The 16258-nt window shown below is 67.9% G+C and carries 17 protein-coding genes and 1 pseudogene; 7 read left to right on the forward strand and 11 right to left on the reverse strand.

Annotated elements, in window-relative coordinates; genetic code table 11:
- The 9 genes from ADBZ6I_RS08650 to ADBZ6I_RS08690 form a co-directional block, all read right to left on the reverse strand.
- Positions 1–294 (reverse strand): DnaB-like helicase N-terminal domain-containing protein (locus ADBZ6I_RS08650; protein WP_526382847.1); only part of this gene is annotated, 294 nt, incomplete at its 3' end.
- 492 nt (positions 295–786) lie between these two features.
- Positions 787–1245, reverse strand: a complete 459-nt coding sequence (gene rplI / locus ADBZ6I_RS08655; RefSeq protein WP_526382849.1) for a 50S ribosomal protein L9 — start codon at positions 1243–1245, stop codon at positions 787–789.
- Between the two features lie 28 nt (positions 1246–1273).
- Positions 1274–1534 (reverse strand): 30S ribosomal protein S18, encoded by a 261-nt coding sequence (gene rpsR / locus ADBZ6I_RS08660; RefSeq protein ID WP_313675114.1) that lies wholly within the window; start codon positions 1532–1534, stop codon positions 1274–1276.
- 63 nt (positions 1535–1597) lie between these two features.
- On the reverse strand, positions 1598–2116 hold the full coding sequence (locus ADBZ6I_RS08665; RefSeq protein WP_526382852.1) for a single-stranded DNA-binding protein: 519 nt from the start codon (positions 2114–2116) through the stop codon (positions 1598–1600).
- 105 nt (positions 2117–2221) lie between these two features.
- Entirely contained in the window at positions 2222–2512 is a 291-nt protein-coding gene (gene rpsF / locus ADBZ6I_RS08670; protein WP_313675112.1) for a 30S ribosomal protein S6, read from the reverse strand.
- A gap of 113 nt (positions 2513–2625) precedes the next feature.
- Complete coding sequence (locus ADBZ6I_RS08675; RefSeq protein WP_526382854.1) at positions 2626–3264, reverse strand: DJ-1/PfpI family protein; 639 nt, start codon at positions 3262–3264, stop codon at positions 2626–2628.
- A complete protein-coding gene (locus tag ADBZ6I_RS08680) occupies positions 3233–4879 on the reverse strand; it encodes a glycosyltransferase family 87 protein (protein WP_526382870.1) in 1647 nt (548 codons plus the stop codon). The genes ADBZ6I_RS08675 and ADBZ6I_RS08680 overlap by 32 nt, the downstream gene beginning before the upstream one ends.
- Before the next feature lie 17 nt (positions 4880–4896).
- A complete protein-coding gene (locus ADBZ6I_RS08685) occupies positions 4897–7416 on the reverse strand; it encodes a transglycosylase domain-containing protein (protein WP_526382872.1) in 2520 nt (839 codons plus the stop codon).
- 130 nt (positions 7417–7546) lie between these two features.
- Positions 7547–7975: a DUF5318 family protein gene (locus tag ADBZ6I_RS08690; protein WP_526382856.1), complete on the reverse strand. Its 429-nt coding sequence runs from the start codon at positions 7973–7975 to the stop codon at positions 7547–7549.
- A gap of 285 nt (positions 7976–8260) precedes the next feature.
- Between ADBZ6I_RS08690 and ADBZ6I_RS08695 the strand changes: the two genes are divergently transcribed.
- The 6 genes and pseudogenes from ADBZ6I_RS08695 to ADBZ6I_RS08720 all read left to right on the forward strand — a co-directional run bounded on the left by ADBZ6I_RS08695 (position 8261) and on the right by ADBZ6I_RS08720 (position 12421).
- The gene (locus ADBZ6I_RS08695; protein ID WP_526382858.1) at positions 8261–8806 is read left to right on the forward strand and encodes a PadR family transcriptional regulator; all 546 of its coding nucleotides are present in this window, start codon (positions 8261–8263) and stop codon (positions 8804–8806) included.
- A gap of 36 nt (positions 8807–8842) precedes the next feature.
- Positions 8843–9958 (forward strand): inositol-3-phosphate synthase, encoded by a 1116-nt coding sequence (locus ADBZ6I_RS08700; protein WP_526382860.1) that lies wholly within the window; start codon positions 8843–8845, stop codon positions 9956–9958.
- 82 nt (positions 9959–10040) lie between these two features.
- Entirely contained in the window at positions 10041–10922 is an 882-nt protein-coding gene (locus tag ADBZ6I_RS08705; RefSeq protein ID WP_526382874.1) for an Rv0045c family esterase, read from the forward strand.
- A 31-nt stretch (positions 10923–10953) separates the two neighbouring features.
- Positions 10954–11748, forward strand: coding sequence for an LLM class F420-dependent oxidoreductase (locus tag ADBZ6I_RS08710; protein ID WP_526382862.1), 795 nt, complete (start codon positions 10954–10956; stop codon positions 11746–11748).
- Between the two features lie 5 nt (positions 11749–11753).
- Positions 11754–11957, forward strand: a pseudogene (locus tag ADBZ6I_RS08715) (hypothetical protein); the annotation flags it as partial.
- 11 nt (positions 11958–11968) lie between these two features.
- The gene (locus tag ADBZ6I_RS08720; RefSeq protein WP_526382864.1) at positions 11969–12421 is read left to right on the forward strand and encodes a MarR family winged helix-turn-helix transcriptional regulator; all 453 of its coding nucleotides are present in this window, start codon (positions 11969–11971) and stop codon (positions 12419–12421) included.
- A 40-nt stretch (positions 12422–12461) separates the two neighbouring features.
- Here the strand turns inward: ADBZ6I_RS08720 and ggh are convergent, their stop codons facing one another.
- Entirely contained in the window at positions 12462–13802 is a 1341-nt protein-coding gene (ggh, locus tag ADBZ6I_RS08725) for a glucosylglycerate hydrolase (protein ID WP_526382866.1), read from the reverse strand.
- Between the two features lie 66 nt (positions 13803–13868).
- Here ggh and ADBZ6I_RS08730 point away from each other — a divergent pair, with 66 nt between their 5' ends.
- The gene (locus ADBZ6I_RS08730; protein WP_526382876.1) at positions 13869–14549 is read left to right on the forward strand and encodes an SDR family oxidoreductase; all 681 of its coding nucleotides are present in this window, start codon (positions 13869–13871) and stop codon (positions 14547–14549) included.
- A 50-nt stretch (positions 14550–14599) separates the two neighbouring features.
- Here ADBZ6I_RS08730 and ADBZ6I_RS08735 read toward each other — a convergent pair.
- A partial coding sequence (locus tag ADBZ6I_RS08735; protein ID WP_526382868.1) for a class I tRNA ligase family protein occupies positions 14600–16258 on the reverse strand: 1659 nt, incomplete at its 5' end.

Here is a 16258-nt window from a genome sequence, read left to right on the forward strand (position 1 = left end):
GAAGCGGCGCAGCAGGCCCCGTCGGTCCAGTTCGGCGGCGACGGTGACCGCGTCTGCCGGCTCGCCGCGACCGTAGAGGTCCAGGATCGCGTCGTAGACGTTCTGGTGCGCGGGCCGGTAGAAATCGCCGGGCCGCAGCCGCTCCAGCACGTCGGCGATAGCGTCCTTGCTCAGCAGCATGCCGCCCAGCACCGACTGCTCGGCGGCGAGATCCTGCGGTGGCTGACGGCCGAAGTCCTCGGCGGGCGGCGGGGACCCGGCTCCCTGCTGCCCCAGGTCGTCGACGACTGCCATCGGCGCTGCCGACCTCCTTCACACCACCACACCGACGGTCGAAACGACGGGTCGGCCAAACGCTGTCACGATAGGTCCGGGCACTGACAACTCGCTGGTTCGAAGCCACCGGGCCCGGGTGCCGAGAGGAACGCTAGGCGTTGCTGCGGCCGACACAAACCGGACCTGTTCACCAACCTGTTAGCCGCTTGTGCATATCTGGGCACAACGGTGTTGGCGGGTTGTGGACAACCTGTGGATCAACGGCTCAATATGTTGCATCTGTCCATGTAAAGCCCTGATTGGGGCTCTGCATGGTTGTGGATGACAAGTACTCCGGCGTGTCGGGAATCCATGCCCGCGCGGGCGTGTTGCATGCCTGTTGCGGATGCAAAAGGTTAACGGTCAGTAACATTTGCTGTGCTCAGTGGCGTGGGCGAGGTTCGCCGGAAAGCAGAATCCCCGGTGCGGCCGCGTGGCCGACACCGGGGATTCCGTAAAGCTGGCGGGTGCTTAGCGCTGCCCGGCGATCTCCACAGTGACGTCGACGTCGACCTGCGGGTGCAGGTGCACGCCCACGGTGTGGGTGCCGATCTCCTTGATGTGCGCCTTGGGCAGACGGACGGCACGCTTGTCGATGCTGGGGCCGCCGGCCTTCTTGATCGCCACGACGATGTCGTTCGCGGTCACCGAACCGAACAGTTTGCCTGAGTCGCCGGCCACCTTGACGGCCAGCGCGACCGGGCCCAGACCGACGAGGGCGGCCTTGATCTCCTCGGCGTGCTCGCGGTCGCGGACCGTCTTGGTCTCCCGGGCCCGACGGATGTCGTCGGCCTGCTTCTGTGCGCCGCGGGTGGCCGGGATAGCCAGGCCGCGGGGCAGCAGGAAGTTGCGGCCGTACCCGTCCTTGACTTCCACGGTGTCCCCGGTGGTCCCCAGGTGGTCGATCTCAGCGGTGAGGATCAGCTTCATGTGTGGCTCCGTATCTCTGTCGCGTGGCCTAGCGAGTGGCCGAAGTGAACGGCAGCAAGGCGACCTCGCGGGCGTTCTTCACGGCAATGGCGATGTCGCGCTGGTGCTGCACGCAGTTGCCGGTGACCCGGCGGGCACGGATCTTGCCGCGCTCACTGATGTAGGTGCGCAGCAGCGCGGTGTCCTTGTAGTCGATGCTCTGGCCCTTCTTGGAGCAGAACACGCACTTGCGGGTCTTGATTGGCTTGTCCGGTGCCGGACGGCGCTTGGTGGGTTTGGCTTTGGCCATCGGTCAATCTCTTTCGTTCTGGGAGTTCGCGCTTGGAGGTTCAGGGCCGGGCGCGGGTGAATGTCAGAAGGGCGGTTCGTCGTCACTGCCGCCGAACGAGCCGGAGGCCGGTGCGCTGCCCCACGGATCGTCCTGCGACGCAGCCGGATTCGAGCGGGGACCGCCGGCAGCCGCGCCGCCGCCACCTCCGCCACCGAACCCACCGCCGCCGCCGCCGCGGGAGGCCTTGTTGACCTTGGCGGTGGCGTACCGCAGGGAAGGTCCGATCTCCTCGACCTCGACCTCCATGACGGTGCGCTTCTCACCCTCTTTGGTTTCGAAGGACCGCTGCTTGAGCCGACCGGTGATGATCACCCGTGAGCCGCGGGTCAGGCTCTCGGCGACGTTCTCCGCCGCCTCGCGCCAGATGTTGCAGCGCAGGAACAGCGCCTCGCCGTCCTTCCACTCACCGCTCTGGCGGTCGTAGATGCGCGGCGTCGACGCCACCGTGAAGTTGGCGACGGCCGCACCGGACGGGGTGAACCGCAGTTCGGGATCCGCCGTCAGGTTTCCGACGACGGTGATGGTCGTGTCACCGGCCACAAGGTCCTCCTGGGGATTGGTGGATGCGCACGCGCGACTGCGGTGAGCCCTGCGATGAGACTAAGCAGGACCTACGACGTGGCGGGCACGTTATCCACGTCGCGGTCAGTGCTTGTCGGTCCGCATCACCTTGGTCCGCAGCACCGACTCGTTCAGGTTCAGCTGACGGTCGAGCTCGGACACCGTGGTGGGCTTGGCCTTGACGTCGACGATGGCGTAGATGCCTTCGGCGTGCTTGGCGATCTCGTAGGCCAGCCGGCGCCGGCCCCAGATGTCGACCTTCTCCACTGTTCCGCCGTCTCCGCGGATCACGTTGAGGAACGTGTCCAAGGACGGGGCAACAGTGCGCTCGTCGAGAGTGGGGTCAAGAATGACCATGATTTCGTATGGACGCATGGAAACCTCATCACCTCCTATGGTCGTCTGCGGCCACGGCGAATTCCGTGGCAGGAGGGTCGCCTGCGTCGGCAACCGGCTCAGGTTACAGGAGGCCGCGCTGATCAGCGAAATCAGTGGCGCTGGGTGAAGTACTCCAGCGCCAGTAGCCGGGTGGCCTCCGAGGCCTTGCCGAGATCGCCGGAGTCGAACGGCGGTTCGGGGTCGTACTCGATCATCAGCTGGCTGGCTTCGGCGGCCTGGCGGTCGACCAGCAGTTCCACCAGGCGCAGCGCCATGTCGATACCGCTGGACACACCCGCGGCGGTGATGATCCGCTGCGGCAGGTGCTCGACCACCCGTTGCGGGGTGTAGACAGCACCCATCGAGCCGAGGATGTCCGCCGCCGCCCAGTGCGTGGTGGCCGTCAGCCCGTCGAGCAGTCCCGCGGCCCCGAGGATCAGGCTGCCGGTGCACACCGACGTGGTGAACAGGGTGTGCTGATGCGCCTCGCGCACCCAGTCCAGCATCGGCTCGTCGCGCATGAGGGTGCGGGTGCCGACGCCGCCGGGCACCAGCAGCACATCGGGCCGGGTCAGCTCGTCGAAGCTGGCGTCGCAGATCAAGCCGAGCATGCCGTTCTCGGTGCGCACCTCGCCGCGGCGATGACCGACGAAGACGACGTCAATGGACGGCACCCGCTGCAGCACCTCGTAGGGCCCCACCGCATCGAGGGCGGTGTTACGCGGGAACAGGGCGATCGCGACCTTCATCCCACACCTCCTTTCGGACCGCTGGGCGCAATCGCGCCGGCCACCACGACGGGAACTCGTCGGGGGCACGGTCGAATACCCCGCCGGACGGGTCGTCGATGCGGCCGTGCCAGCGCACCAAATCCTGGGTGGGACGGTAGATCTGGCGGACCACCAGGATCATCAGCCCGACGACGGCGAGGTCGCGCAGCAGCACGGTGGCGGTGAACCACTGCTCGGGCAGACCCTTGTTCTGCTCGCCGTACAGATAGAACATCCGGGGCACCCACACCAGGGCGTCCACCGTCATCCAGGCCAGCAGCAGCCGGCGGTGTGGCAGCGCCAGCACCGCCAACGGCACCAGCCACAGCGAGAACTGCGGGCTCCACACCTTGTTGACCACCAGGAACGCCGCGACCACCAGGAACGCCAACTGGGCCACCCGCGGCCGCTGTGGAGCCGTCCACGCGATGTAGGCGATTGCGGCACAACACGTTCCGAACAGCACGGCAACCACGGAGTTCAGCAGCAGCGGCGGCTCCCAGAAACCCAGGCCGGCGTCCAGGCCTGGCCATCCGGTGAACGAGCGGACCACGTTGAAGATCGAGTCCATGTCCTGGCTGCGGCGGCTGTTGAGCCGGAAGAACTCCGACCAGCCGCGGGGATAGAGCAGGATCACCGGGGCGTTGATCAGGATCCAGGTGATGGCCGCGATTGCCGATGTGCGCACCGCATCGGCGAGCCGACCGGTGCGCACGCCGAGGACCAGCAGCGGCAGCAGGAACAGCGCCGGATACAGCTTGGCGGCCACGCCCATGCCGATCAGGATCCCGGCCAGCGTCGGCCGGCGGCGGGCCCAGGCCAGCAGTCCGCCGGTCGCCAAAGCCGTTGCCAGCGCGTCGAAGTTGGTGAAGATCTGGAAGATCAGGATCGGCGAGGCGGCAACCAGTGCGGCGTCCCACACCCGCCGGCCGGCGAGCATGGCCGTCGCCCAGACGGTCGCCAACCAGCACAGCGCCAGCCCGAACGCGGCGATGTTGAAGAACATCACCACCTCAGCCACCCCGTTGAGCACCGGCAGCTTGGTCGCCTTCGCGACCGCGGTGTAGGTCTTGGCCAACGACATCGACACGTACTGGTAGACCCCGGTGAGCACCGGATACTCCATGTAGCGCACCGCGGTGCTGCCGTCGTACTGCTTGCGCGGCTTGCCTTCCGAATCCAGCTCCAGCCAACTGGACTTGTACGGGAACTTGCCCTGGTTCAACAACTCCGCGCCGTACAGCGGCACGGTGTCGGAATAACACAGCTCGTAGTAAGCGCGCTGGTTGTCCCAGTTGGCCACCCGGCTGTCCGGGGGTCCGGTGCCGACGGTCTGCAGGCAGGGCGCCTTGGTGCTCCAACCCAGCGCCAGGAACACCAATCCGATGACGAACATCACCCGCAGCGGCGTGAGCACCCGGCTGCGGCCGATCAGGGCGTGCCGGCCCACCCGGCCGCCGACGACCTCCGACAGCGCGGCACCGAGAACATCGGTGCGGCTGGGCAGGTCGCGATCGTCGGCGCTGCGAAGATCCTCCGCCAGCGGCTGCGGTGACACCGTGGAGCGCTGCCACTCCTCCCGCTCGGCGGTCAGGGAACCACCCGGGTGGGTCACGGAGGCGGCGGCGGTCCCGGAAGTGGCGGGGCCGGGGGCGGCGGACCGGGAAGCGGCGCAGGCGCCGGCGGGGGCGGGGGCGGGGGCGGCGGCGGGAACGGCGCCGGGGGCGGAGGCGGCGGCGGCAGCGGACCCGGCGGCGGCAGCGGACCCGGTGGCGGCAGCGGCTGACCAGGCGGCGGCGGCAGCGGTGCCGGCGGCGGCGGGGGCTGCGGCAGCGGGATGGTGATGCCCGGCAGCACCTCGATGCCCGTCCTGGTGGTGGGCGTCGTCGGCTGGTAGGTGGGCGGCGCGGTGTACGCGGGGGCCTGCACCACCGGTGCGGGCGCGGCGGGGACGCCCGCGTAGCCACCGACCTCGCCCGGGGTGGGGAAGGACTCGAAGTCGCTGCCGGACAAGGCGCCGTCCATGGTGGCTTTCCAGATGTCGGCCGGTAGCCCGGAGCCGTACACCGGTCCGCCCCAACTGTTGACCAGCGGTACGTCGCCCTTCACCGTTCCGACCCATACCGCGGTGGACAGCGACGGGGTGTAGCCGACGAACCAGGCGTCCCGGTTGGCTCCGGTGTCGCCGAGTTGGTGGGTTCCGGTCTTGCCCGCTGCCGGACGCCCGCCGGAGAGGGTGTGGCCGTTGGACCAACCCGGGATCGGTTGCATCGCCGCGGTGACGTTGTCGGCGACCGCCGCCTCGATGCGCCGTTCGCCGGCGTTCTCCTCCGAAGCCGCGTCGAAGAGCACCTCGCCCTGGGCGTTGACCACCTTCTCGACGAAGTGCGGCCGGTGATAGATCCCGGAGTTGGCCAAGGTGGCGTAGGCCGATGCCATGTCGATGACCCGGGTCTCGTACTTACCCAGCACCACACCGGGCGCGGGCGGTCCGCCCAGGCCATCCTCGGAGAGCGTGTGGGCGACGCCGGGGAAGCTTTCCGGGATGCCGGCGCGGTGGGCGGCGTCGGCGACGTCGCCGGGGCCGTTGCGCAGCTTCAGCATCAGCCGGTAGTAGCTGGTGTTCAGCGACTGCTTGAGCGCCTCGGCGATGTTGCAGGTGCCGCAACTCTCGCCTTCGGAGTTGTTGATGGTGAGCTTCTCGTCGACCTTGTAGGGCGAGCTGTCCACCTGATAGCCCAGACCCATGCCCTGTTCCAGGGCAGCCACCAGAGCGAAGACCTTGAACGACGATCCGGTCGGCAAACCGCCCTGGGCGTAGTCCCAACCGGTCGCGTCGGTGCCGCCGAAGTAGGCCTCGACCCCGCCGGTCTTGGGATTGATCGACACCACCGCGGTGCGCATCTCCGGCATCTGACCGTCGAGATACGTCTCTGCCGCCTCCACCGCCGCGTTCTGCGCCTGCGGATCGATGGTGGTGGTGATCTGCAGGCCCTGGGTGTTCAGCGTCTCCTGGTCGATGTTGAACAGGTCGAGCAGTTCCTTGACGACCTGGCGCTGAATCAATCCGTTCGGGCCGGTGGTGAGGTTTCCACTCTTGGCCTGGTCCGGGGAGACGGTCTGCGGGAACACCTGCTGAGCGCGTTCCTCGGGGGACAGCGCACCGATGGTGACCATGCCGTCGAGAACCCAGTTCCACCGCGCCGTCGCACCCTCCAGATCCACCGCGGGATCCAGGGTGGACGGCCGCTGGATGATGGCGGCGAGCAGCGCCCCCTCGGAAACGGTCAACTGGTCGACGGGCTTGTCGAAGTAGGCCTTGGACCCTGCCGAGATGCCGTATGCGCTGCGGCCGAAGTAGATGATGTTCAGGTAGGCCTGCAGCACTTCGTCTTTGGACCACTCGCGAGACATCTTGGTGGAGATCACCAGCTCTTTGGCCTTGCGGATGAGGCCGCCGACCCCGGTGCGCTGATCACCGACCAGAGCGTTCTTGACGTACTGCTGGGTGATCGTCGAACCGCCCTGGATGTCGTTGCCGAACACGTTGTTGTGCAGGGCGCGGGCGAAGCCGGTGATGGAGAAGCCGGGATTGCTGTAGAAGTCACGGTCCTCGGCTGCCATCACCGCGTTGCGCACCTGAACAGGCACCTGGTTGATGTCGACGTCGACCCGGTTGCCTTCCGGCGGAACGATTTTCGCCAGCTCCGAGCCGTCGCTGGCCAGGATCGTCGACACCTGGTTGGTGCGGATGTCCCCGGACCGCGGGACGTCGACGATCAGGTACGCCAGCGCGAAGGTGAGGACCGGCAACACGATGAACAGTGCCGCGGCCGCGGCCAGCCAGCGGCGCACGCCCCAGCCCGCGAAGAACCGGCGCCGTCCGGTGGGCTCGTCGCCGTCGGGGTCGTCGCCGTGCGGCGGTCCGCCGTCACGGTTGTCATGGGGCGGGTCCTGCGGCGGAAGCGGCGGCGGTGCGGCCCGCCACGGCGGAGGAGGCGGCGTCACCGACGTCCTCGGCGTTCCGTCCAGGGCAGCCTTGACCTCGTCGATGGGGTCGCGCATGTTCGATGCCTGCGGACCGTCGGTCACCGGGGCCAGGATCGCGGTGATCCGGTCATCGGGCAGCAGTCGCCGGCGGGTCGGCGAGTCCGTTCCGGCGGGGGTGATGTCGCGGTCCTTGGCACGATGGCGGGCAGGCCTGGGGGCACCGTCAGCCGACGTCGGCGTGGCGGTGGAGAACCGGTCCTGCTCCTCGCCGCTACTCACTGGCCGTACGCGCGCCCGAGCGGCGCGCCGTCCGGGTGCCGGGCGTGCCCTTGGCAGGGCGCGGCGCTCCGAGCACGTACGACTTGACAAGATGATTCCAACTGCAAGTGCGGCACACCTCCACCACATGAACGGCGAACTCGGTGAACCGAGTCGCCAGCAGGACCAGTTCCTCAGCGGTCCGCGCCGACCCGGAGACGGCACCGAGATGTTCGCCGAACACCCACGAAACCAGGGTGAGTTGCTCCTTGCGGCAGATCGGGCACATCACCGAACTGGGCCTCCCATGGAACTTGGCGGCCCGCAGCAAATACGGATTCGCGTCGCAGACTTCGGTGACGCCGGTGCGGCCCGAATACACCTCGGCCAGCAGGGAACGACGCTTCAGGGCGTAGTCCACCACCTGCCGCTGCAATCGCACGGAGACCAGAGTACGTCGGAGCCCTCTGCGCCGATACGCGACCGACCGACTAGATACCTACGAGCAGCGTCGACGTTTCCAGCGACGCCGCCGGCGGGTACATCGCTCCTGGGGCCCGGCCGCTCGGTCACGCGGATCAACGACCCCTGATCAGGTGCGCAGCATTGTGTGGTTCACGCCACAAGGAACTAGCTTGGCGCTGAATATATCGGTCCGATACTATTGCGGTACGTGTCTGCGATATGTGTCGCAACGCCGTAACGGAAACGCCGAGGAGGTGACTCGATGCTGGAGCTGGCCGTTCTGGGTCTACTCCTCGAGTCCCCGATGCACGGTTATGAATTGCGCAAGCGCCTGACCGGGCTGCTCGGCGCCTTCCGTGCCTTCTCCTACGGTTCGCTCTACCCCGCGCTGCGCCGCATGCAGGCCGACGGCCTGATCGCCGAGGACGCGGCGCCGGAGGGCACCACCGTGCTGCGTCGGGCCCGCCGGGTCTACCAGCTCACCGACAAGGGTCGGCAGCGGTTCGCTGAGCTGGTCGCCGACACCGGCCCACAGAACTACACCGACGACGGCTTCGGGGTTCATCTGGCGTTCTTCAACCGGACTCCGGCTGAGGCGCGGATGCGGATCCTGGAGGGTCGCCGCCGTCAGGTGGAGGAGCGCCGCGAGGGCCTGCGTCAGGCCATCTCGCGGGCCAGCAGCTCGTTCGACCGCTATACCCGGCAGCTTCATCAGCTGGGTTTGGAGTCGAGCGAGCGGGAAGTCACATGGCTTAACGAACTCATCGCCGCGGAGCGGGTGGCCCAAAGCCGCCCGGACCAAGGCTGACACCACCACCCGGAAGTACTAGAAAGGTAAACGCCCATGACTGAGCACACGGCGTCGAATCCGAATGGGTCGAACGAGGTGCGCGTCGCCATAGTCGGCGTCGGCAACTGCGCGTCCTCGCTGGTTCAGGGCGTGCAGTACTACCAGGACGCCGACCCGAACGCGAACGTCCCCGGACTGATGCACGTCACCTTCGGCCAGTACCACGTACGCGACGTGAAGTTCGTCGCCGCGTTCGACGTGGACGCCAAGAAGGTCGGCTTCGACCTCTCCGAGGCGATCTTCGCCTCCGAGAACAACACCATCAAGATCGCCGACGTGCCGCCGACCAACGTGGTGGTGCAGCGCGGCCCGACGCTCGACGGCATCGGCAAGTACTACGCCGACACCATCGACCTGTCCGACGAGCAGCCGGTCGACGTGGTCAAGGTGCTCAAGGACAACAAGGTCGACGTCATGGTGTCCTACCTGCCGGTGGGCTCGGAGGAGGCCGACAAGTTCTACGCGCAGTGCGCCATCGACGCGGGCGTTGCCTTCGTCAACGCGCTGCCGGTGTTCATCGCCTCGGATCCGGTGTGGGCCAAGAAGTTCGAGGATGCCGGTGTGCCGATCGTCGGCGACGACATCAAGAGCCAGGTCGGCGCCACCATCACCCACCGCGTGATGGCCAAGCTGTTCGAGGACCGCGGCGTGACGCTGGATCGCACCTACCAGCTCAACGTCGGCGGTAACATGGACTTCAAGAACATGCTCGAGCGCGAGCGTCTGGAGTCCAAGAAGGTCTCCAAGACCCAGGCGGTGACCTCCAACCTGACCGGCTCGCTGGCCGGAAAGATCGAGGACAAGAACGTCCACATCGGCCCGTCGGACCACGTCGCGTGGCTCGATGACCGCAAGTGGGCCTACGTTCGCCTGGAAGGCCGCGCCTTCGGCGACGTGCCGCTGACCCTGGAGTACAAGCTCGAGGTGTGGGACTCGCCGAACTCGGCCGGCATCATCATCGACGCGGTCCGCGCGGCCAAGATCGCCAAGGACCGCGGCATCGGCGGCCCGATCATCCCGGCCTCGGCCTACCTGATGAAGAGCCCGCCGCAGCAACTGGCCGACGACGTGGCCCGCGATCAGCTCGAAGAGTTCATCGCCGGCAAGTAACCGGCTGCTCACCAACCAGCCGAAGCGGCGGTCAGACTGCGGTCTGGCCGCCGTTTCGCGTTAACTGGGCACTCGCTGTTAACTGGGCACCGTGGACGAGTTCGTCTATCTGGCCGAGAACGCCGAACAGGCCGGGGTGTCCGGCCCGCTGCCTGCCGTGGTGCGCCTGGAGCGCGGGCTCATCAGCGCGTTGCGCTGGGGGTCACCGGCCGATCCGGTGCGGGTGGTGTTCCTGCACGGCGGCGGCCAGAACGCGCACACCTGGGACACCGTGATCCTGGGGTTGGGTCTGCCGGCGCTGGCGATCGACCTGCCCGGCCACGGTCGTTCTACCTGGCGGGAGGACGGCGATTACGGACCCGTCCTCAACGCGGAGGCCGTCGAACCGGTGATCGCCGAACTGGCACCCGACGCCGCGCTGGTGGTCGGCATGTCGCTGGGCGGGCTGACAGCGATGCGGCTGGCCGTCACGGCACCGAGGCGGGTGCGCAGGCTGGTGATGATCGACGTCACCCCGTCGGCTCCCGAGCGCCACGAGCAGATGACCAAGGCGCAGATGGGCGCGGTGGCACTGGTCCGGGGCGAGCGCAGCTTCCCCGACTTCGAGGCCATGGTGGACGCCGCCGTCGCCGCGTCCCCGAACCGATCACGGGAATCTTTGCGCCGCGGGGTTTTTCACAACGCCAAACAGCTCGACGACGGCACCTGGACGTGGCGCTACGACACCTTCCGCACAGTCGACGGGTTCCTCCGGCTCTGGGACGACGCGCCCGCGCTGCACACCCCGACCACACTGGTGCGCGGCGCGAACTCCTTCTTCGTCAACGACGACGACGCACGGACGTTCGCCAGCACCGCCCCCGGCTTCCAGCGGGTGGTCGTCGTGCCGGACTCCGGGCATTCGGTTCAGGGTGACCAGCCGCGGGCCCTGGTGGCCATTCTGCGAGCGGTGCTTTCCGCGTAAAGCACCCATGGTGTGGGAATACCGTGACGCTATGAACTTCCCTATCCGCATCGGCGTGCAACTGCAGCCGCAGCACTCCAGCCACTACGAGTACATTCGCGACGCGGTCCGCCGGTGCGAGGACCTCGGCGTGGACATCGCGTTCAACTGGGACCACTTCTATCCGCTCTACGGCGATCCCGACGGCGCCCATTTCGAGTGCTGGACCATGCTCGGCGCGTGGGCCGAGCAGACCTCCCGCATCGAGATCGGCGCGCTGGTGTCCTGCAACTCCTACCGCAACCCCGAACTGCTCGCCGACATGGCCCGCACCGTCGACCACATCTCAGACGGCCGGCTCATCCTCGGCATCGGTTCGGGTTGGATGCAGAAGGACTACAACGAGTACGGCTACGAGTTCGGCACGGCCGGAGGCCGATTGGACGACCTCGCCGAGGCACTGCCGCGCATCGAGGCGCGGCTGGCCAAGCTCAACCCGGCTCCGACGCGGCGCATCCCGATCCTGATCGGTGGCGGGGGTGAGAAGAAAACCCTGCGGCTGGTCGCCCAGCACGCCGACATCTGGCACAGCTTCACCAACGCGCAGACCTACCCGGCCAAAGCGGCGGTCCTCGACGGGCACTGCGGGGCGGTGGGCCGCGATCCCGCGACGGTGGAACGATCCTGCGGGGTGCAGGGCCGCGACGCCGCGACGATCACAGCCAACGCCGAAGCGCTGGCCGGTCTCGGCGTCACCCTGCTGACCGTTGGCTGCGACGGCCCTGACTACGACCTCGGTCCGGCGGAGGCCCTAGTCCGGTGGCGTGACCGCCGTGCCGGAACATGAACCCGGCCCGCGAGGGCACGGCCATGGTCGCTGCGACTCGCGAAATGGGCTTCGCACGGCGGACCGCCGACTCGGTCGTGGTGCAGTCCGGACAGGTCGAGCAAATCTTCGCAGCCGCCCGCGCCGACCGGCGCCGGCGCTTGCTGTCGCAGGTGTTGTGCGAAACGAGCCGGGGACATCGGTCCAATCCGGTTACCGCTGGCAGCTAAGGTAGCTAACTATGCCCGACCCCGAGATGCAGGTCGCCGACTTGGCCGGGGACCTTCAGCGGGTGCTGGCCAAACTCGTCACCGTGATGCGCCGGGGTGATCCGGCTCAAAGTTCACGTCCCGATCTCACGATGGCGCAGGTGTCCATTCTGCTGACGTTGATCGACAGCGGCCCGATCCGGATGACCGAGTTGGCGGCGCGGGAGCGGGTGCGGACACCCACCACCACCGTCGCCATCCGGCGGCTGGAGAGACTCGGGCTGGTCAAACGATCCCGCGACCCCTCCGACATGAGAGCCGTGCTGGTCGAGGTCACCCCGGCGGGAATGGTCCAGTACCGCGACGCGCTGGAGACCCGCCGGGTCTACCTGACCGAGTTGCTCGGCCGGCTGAACGACGGGGAACGCGCCGATCTGGTGCGCGCGCTCAAGCCGTTGGAACGGCTCACCGCCAACGAAAACTGAATCGGTCCGGCTAGCCCATGCCCCGCTCCTCGTCGCGCGGCTAGCCCAGCCAGTCCAGCACCGCCGCGGCGGTCCACGACTGCTGCATGCTGCCCAGCGGCTCACCGGTGAACGGTTCGTAGTACTCCCCGAACGTTCCGTCACTCGCCTGCCGCAGGCCTTCCCCGCGCAACATCAGGGACCGCTCCGACCAGCCCCGCCGGGCGAACGCCCAGCAGAACAGCCAGTTCAGCGCCGGCCAGACCGGGCCGCGCCAATACTCCCGCGGCCGGAAGTCCCGCGATACCGGCGAGGTCGAGGGCAGCAGCGCGAATTTGAGGTCGGGATGCCCACAGAACCGCGGCCCCTCGAAGATCTTCAGCAGCGCCCGTTCCTGGTTGTGTTCGAGTCCCCCGCACAGCAGCGGGGCGAACTGAGCGGCGGTGTCGGTGCTGATCCAGGATCCGGCGCGCATGTCGAAATCCCTTGCTGCGCCGCTTCGTTGGTCGGCGGTGTCGACCACGCCTGCACGGAACCGCGCCGCCCAGCCATAGAGCTCGCGGACGTCAGCGTTGGGCCGCTTATAGTCCTCGCCGATGTTGGCCAGCACTTCGCAGGCGACGGAGAAGATCGCGGAGACGAAGACGTCCTCCATCGCGAAGCTCATCGTTTGCGGCAATAGGACGTCGTCGTAGCCGACGGACTTCATCTCCTCCAGCAGCCACAGATAACGCTCGTACTCCCCGTCGGACGGCCGCTGGCTCGGGTCACTGATGATGTGGGTGTCGGCGCGTTCGTAACTCGGCACCGAACCGGCGATTACGTTGGCGTAGGCCGAATCCCAACGAGGCGAGTTGTCCATCCCCGACTCCCAGCCGTGGTACAGCGTGATCCGGCCGCGCTGCTGGGGATCGCGGGCCTCGGCCAACCAGCGGTGCCAGCGGAACAGGTCGTTCCAGCGCCGATCCAAGAAGCTCTCGGCGACCGCGCGTGTCGACCGGCCGCGGGTACGGGCCCGGTCGAGGATGCGCTGCACAGCGATGGCGTGCACCGGCGGCTGAGTGATGCCGGAGGTCTGCCGGTCCGCCGGCGCGGCGTCGGTCAGCTGCCGGCACGCCCACCGGTCCGGTCCGGGGAAGTAGCCGTCGACGCCGTCGGCGAAGACGATGTGCGGGATCATCCCGTTGGCCCACTGCGCCGACAGCAGCGTGTCCAGTTCCACGACCGCCCGCTCCACGCTCAGCGCAGCCAGGCCGACCGACACGAACGCCGCATCCCAGCTCCACATGTGCGGGTAGAGCCGGGGCGCGGCCGACGTCATATGCCCCAGATCGTTGCCGCGCAGAAGGTACGCCGCCCGCGCGGCGAGTTGCGTCGGCGCGAAGCCGGCATCGAAAGCCACGGGTTCATTCTGCGGCCCCGGGGCTCCGGACGCCGGTCGGTAGGGTGATCCGCGATGTCTACAGATATGCCGATGGCATTGATCACTGGGGCGAGCGGGGGTATCGGCGCGGCGATCGCCGAAGCCCTGGCGCCCACCCACACCCTGCTTCTCGCCGGCCGGCCGTCGGCCCGGCTGGATGCCGTCGCCGAGCGGCTGGGCGCCACCACCTGGCCACTGGACCTCACCGACGTCGACGACATCGCCTCCGGCGCAGAGATTCTGACCGAGCTGGATGTGCTGGTGCACAACGCTGGGGTGGCCTACCCGGGCCGGGTGGCCGAATCCACGCCGGAGCAGTGGCGGGCCACCTTCGAGGTCAACGTCACCGGTGCGGTCGCGCTGACGCTGGCGCTGCTGCCGGCCCTGCGAGCGGCACGCGGGCAGGTGGTGTTCATCAACTCCGGCTCGGGCATCAACCCCTCCCCCGGGTTGGCGTCGTACTCGGCGAGCAAGTTCGCGCTCCGGGCGTTCGGCGATTCGCTGCGCGCCGACGAGCCGCTGCTGCGGGTCACCAGCATCCACCCCGGCCGGGTGGACACCGAGATGCAGCGCGATCTGGTGGCCTACGAGGGCGGCGAGTACGACCCCGCGAGGTTCCTCACCCCGCAGACCGTCGCCGCCGCGGTCGCTCAGGTGGTGGCCACCCCGCCGGACGCGCACACCTACGAGGTGATCGTCCGGCCCCGGGGGCCGCTCTCCCGCTGATTTGGGTGCAGTTTCGAGCGGTGAGCGCTCGCTAGCGCACCAAAATCGCGTCAGACGACGATGTTGACCAGTCGGCCGGGGACCACGATGACCTTCTTCGGGGCGGCGCCGGCCAGGAAGGTCAGGACCTTCTCGTCGGCCAGCGCGGCCTGCTCCAGGGCGTCCTTGCCGGCGTCGGCGGCGACGGTGACATGCCCGCGGACCTTGCCGTTGACCTGCACCGGGTATTCCACGGTGTCGGCCGTCAGATAGCGTTCGTCGGCGTGCGGGAACGGGCCGTGCGCCAGCGACGTGTCGTGGCCCAGCCGCAGCCAGAGTTCCTCGGCCAGGTGCGGGGCCAGCGGTGCAACCATCAGCACCAGCGGCTCCAGTGCGGCCCGGTCGGTGACGCCGGTCTTGGTCAGGTGGTTGGTGTACTCGATCAGCTTGGCCGCCGCGGTGTTGTTGCGCAGATTGGTGTAGTCGTCGCGTACCCCGGCGATGGCGCGGTGCAAGGCGCGCAGCGTAGCGTCGTCGAGCCCGTCCTCGGAAACCTTTGTCGCACCGCTGGTCTCGTCGACCACCAGCCGCCACACCCGCTGCAGGAACCGGTGCGCGCCGACGACATCCTTGGTGGCCCAGGGCCGCGACGCCTCCAGCGGGCCCATCGACATCTCGTAGACCCGCAACGTGTCGGCTCCGTAGGAGTCGCAGATCTCGTCGGGTGAGATCGAGTTCTTCAGACTCTTACCAATCTTGCCGAACTCCTGGAACACCTCTACCTCGCCGTCGGCGCCGGGCAAGAAGAACTTGCCGTCACGCTCCACCACCTCGGCCGCCGGCACATAGGCACCGCGGGAATCGGTGTAGGCGAACGCCTGGATGTAACCCTGGTTCACCAGGCGGCGGTAGGGCTCCCGGGAGCTGACGTAGCCGAGGTCGTGCAGCACCTTGTGCCAGAACCGCGAATACAGAAGGTGCAGCACCGCGTGCTCCACACCGCCGACGTAGAGGTCCACGCCGCCGGGGTCGGTGGCGCCATGCTCAGCCGGGCGCGGGCCCATCCAATACGCCTCGTTCTCCTTGGCGCAGAATTGCTCGCTGTTGTGCGGGTCTGCGTAACGCAGCTCGTACCAGGAACTTCCGGCCCACTGGGGCATCACGTTGGTATCACGAGTGTAGGTCTTCAGGCCGTCGCCCAGATCCAGCTCGGCATGCACCCAGTCGCCTGCCTTGTTCAGCGGCGGCGAAGGCTCGCTGTCGGGACTGTCCGGGTCGAACAGCACCGGCGAATAGTCCTCGATGTCGGGTAGCTCCACCGGCAGCATCGATTCCGGCAGTGGGTGGGCGCGGCCGTCGGCGTCGTAGACGATGGGAAACGGTTCGCCCCAATACCGTTGCCGCGCGAACAGCCAGTCGCGCAATTTGTATTCGACCCGCGCGTGGCCCCGGCCGTCGGCCTCCAGCCGAGCGGTCATCGCCTGCTTGGCGTCCCCGACGGTCAGGCCGTCGAGTGGGCCGGAGTTCACCAGGGCGCCGTCGCCGACGTAGGCCTCCTGCGAAACATCCCCGCCGGCAATGACTTCGACGATCGGGATGCCGAAGGTGTCGGCGAAGTCCCAGTCGCGCTGATCGTGGCCGGGGACGGCCATGATCGCACCGGTGCCGTAGCCCAGCAGCACGTAGTCGGCGATGAACACCGGGATGGGTTGGCCGTAGGCAGGATTGGT

The organism is Mycobacterium sp., from assembly GCF_044342925.1.
Taxonomy (GTDB): Bacteria; Actinomycetota; Actinomycetes; order Mycobacteriales; family Mycobacteriaceae; genus Mycobacterium.

What these genes read in the sequence shown, in the direction of transcription:
- ADBZ6I_RS08675 (WP_526382854.1), bottom strand. Translation starts at nt 3,264, where the DNA reads ATGAAGGTCGCGATCGCCCTGTTCCCGCGTAACACCGCCCTCGATGCG.
- rpsR (WP_313675114.1), bottom strand. Translation starts at nt 1,534, where the DNA reads ATGGCCAAAGCCAAACCCACCAAGCGCCGTCCGGCACCGGACAAGCCA.
- rplI (WP_526382849.1), bottom strand. Translation starts at nt 1,245, where the DNA reads ATGAAGCTGATCCTCACCGCTGAGATCGACCACCTGGGGACCACCGGG.
- ADBZ6I_RS08720 (WP_526382864.1), top strand. Translation starts at nt 11,969, where the DNA reads ATGCCCGACCCCGAGATGCAGGTCGCCGACTTGGCCGGGGACCTTCAG.
- ADBZ6I_RS08700 (WP_526382860.1), top strand. Translation starts at nt 8,843, where the DNA reads ATGACTGAGCACACGGCGTCGAATCCGAATGGGTCGAACGAGGTGCGC.
- ADBZ6I_RS08695 (WP_526382858.1), top strand. Translation starts at nt 8,261, where the DNA reads ATGCTGGAGCTGGCCGTTCTGGGTCTACTCCTCGAGTCCCCGATGCAC.
- ADBZ6I_RS08730 (WP_526382876.1), top strand. Translation starts at nt 13,869, where the DNA reads ATGCCGATGGCATTGATCACTGGGGCGAGCGGGGGTATCGGCGCGGCG.
- rpsF (WP_313675112.1), bottom strand. Translation starts at nt 2,512, where the DNA reads ATGCGTCCATACGAAATCATGGTCATTCTTGACCCCACTCTCGACGAG.
- ADBZ6I_RS08710 (WP_526382862.1), top strand. Translation starts at nt 10,954, where the DNA reads ATGAACTTCCCTATCCGCATCGGCGTGCAACTGCAGCCGCAGCACTCC.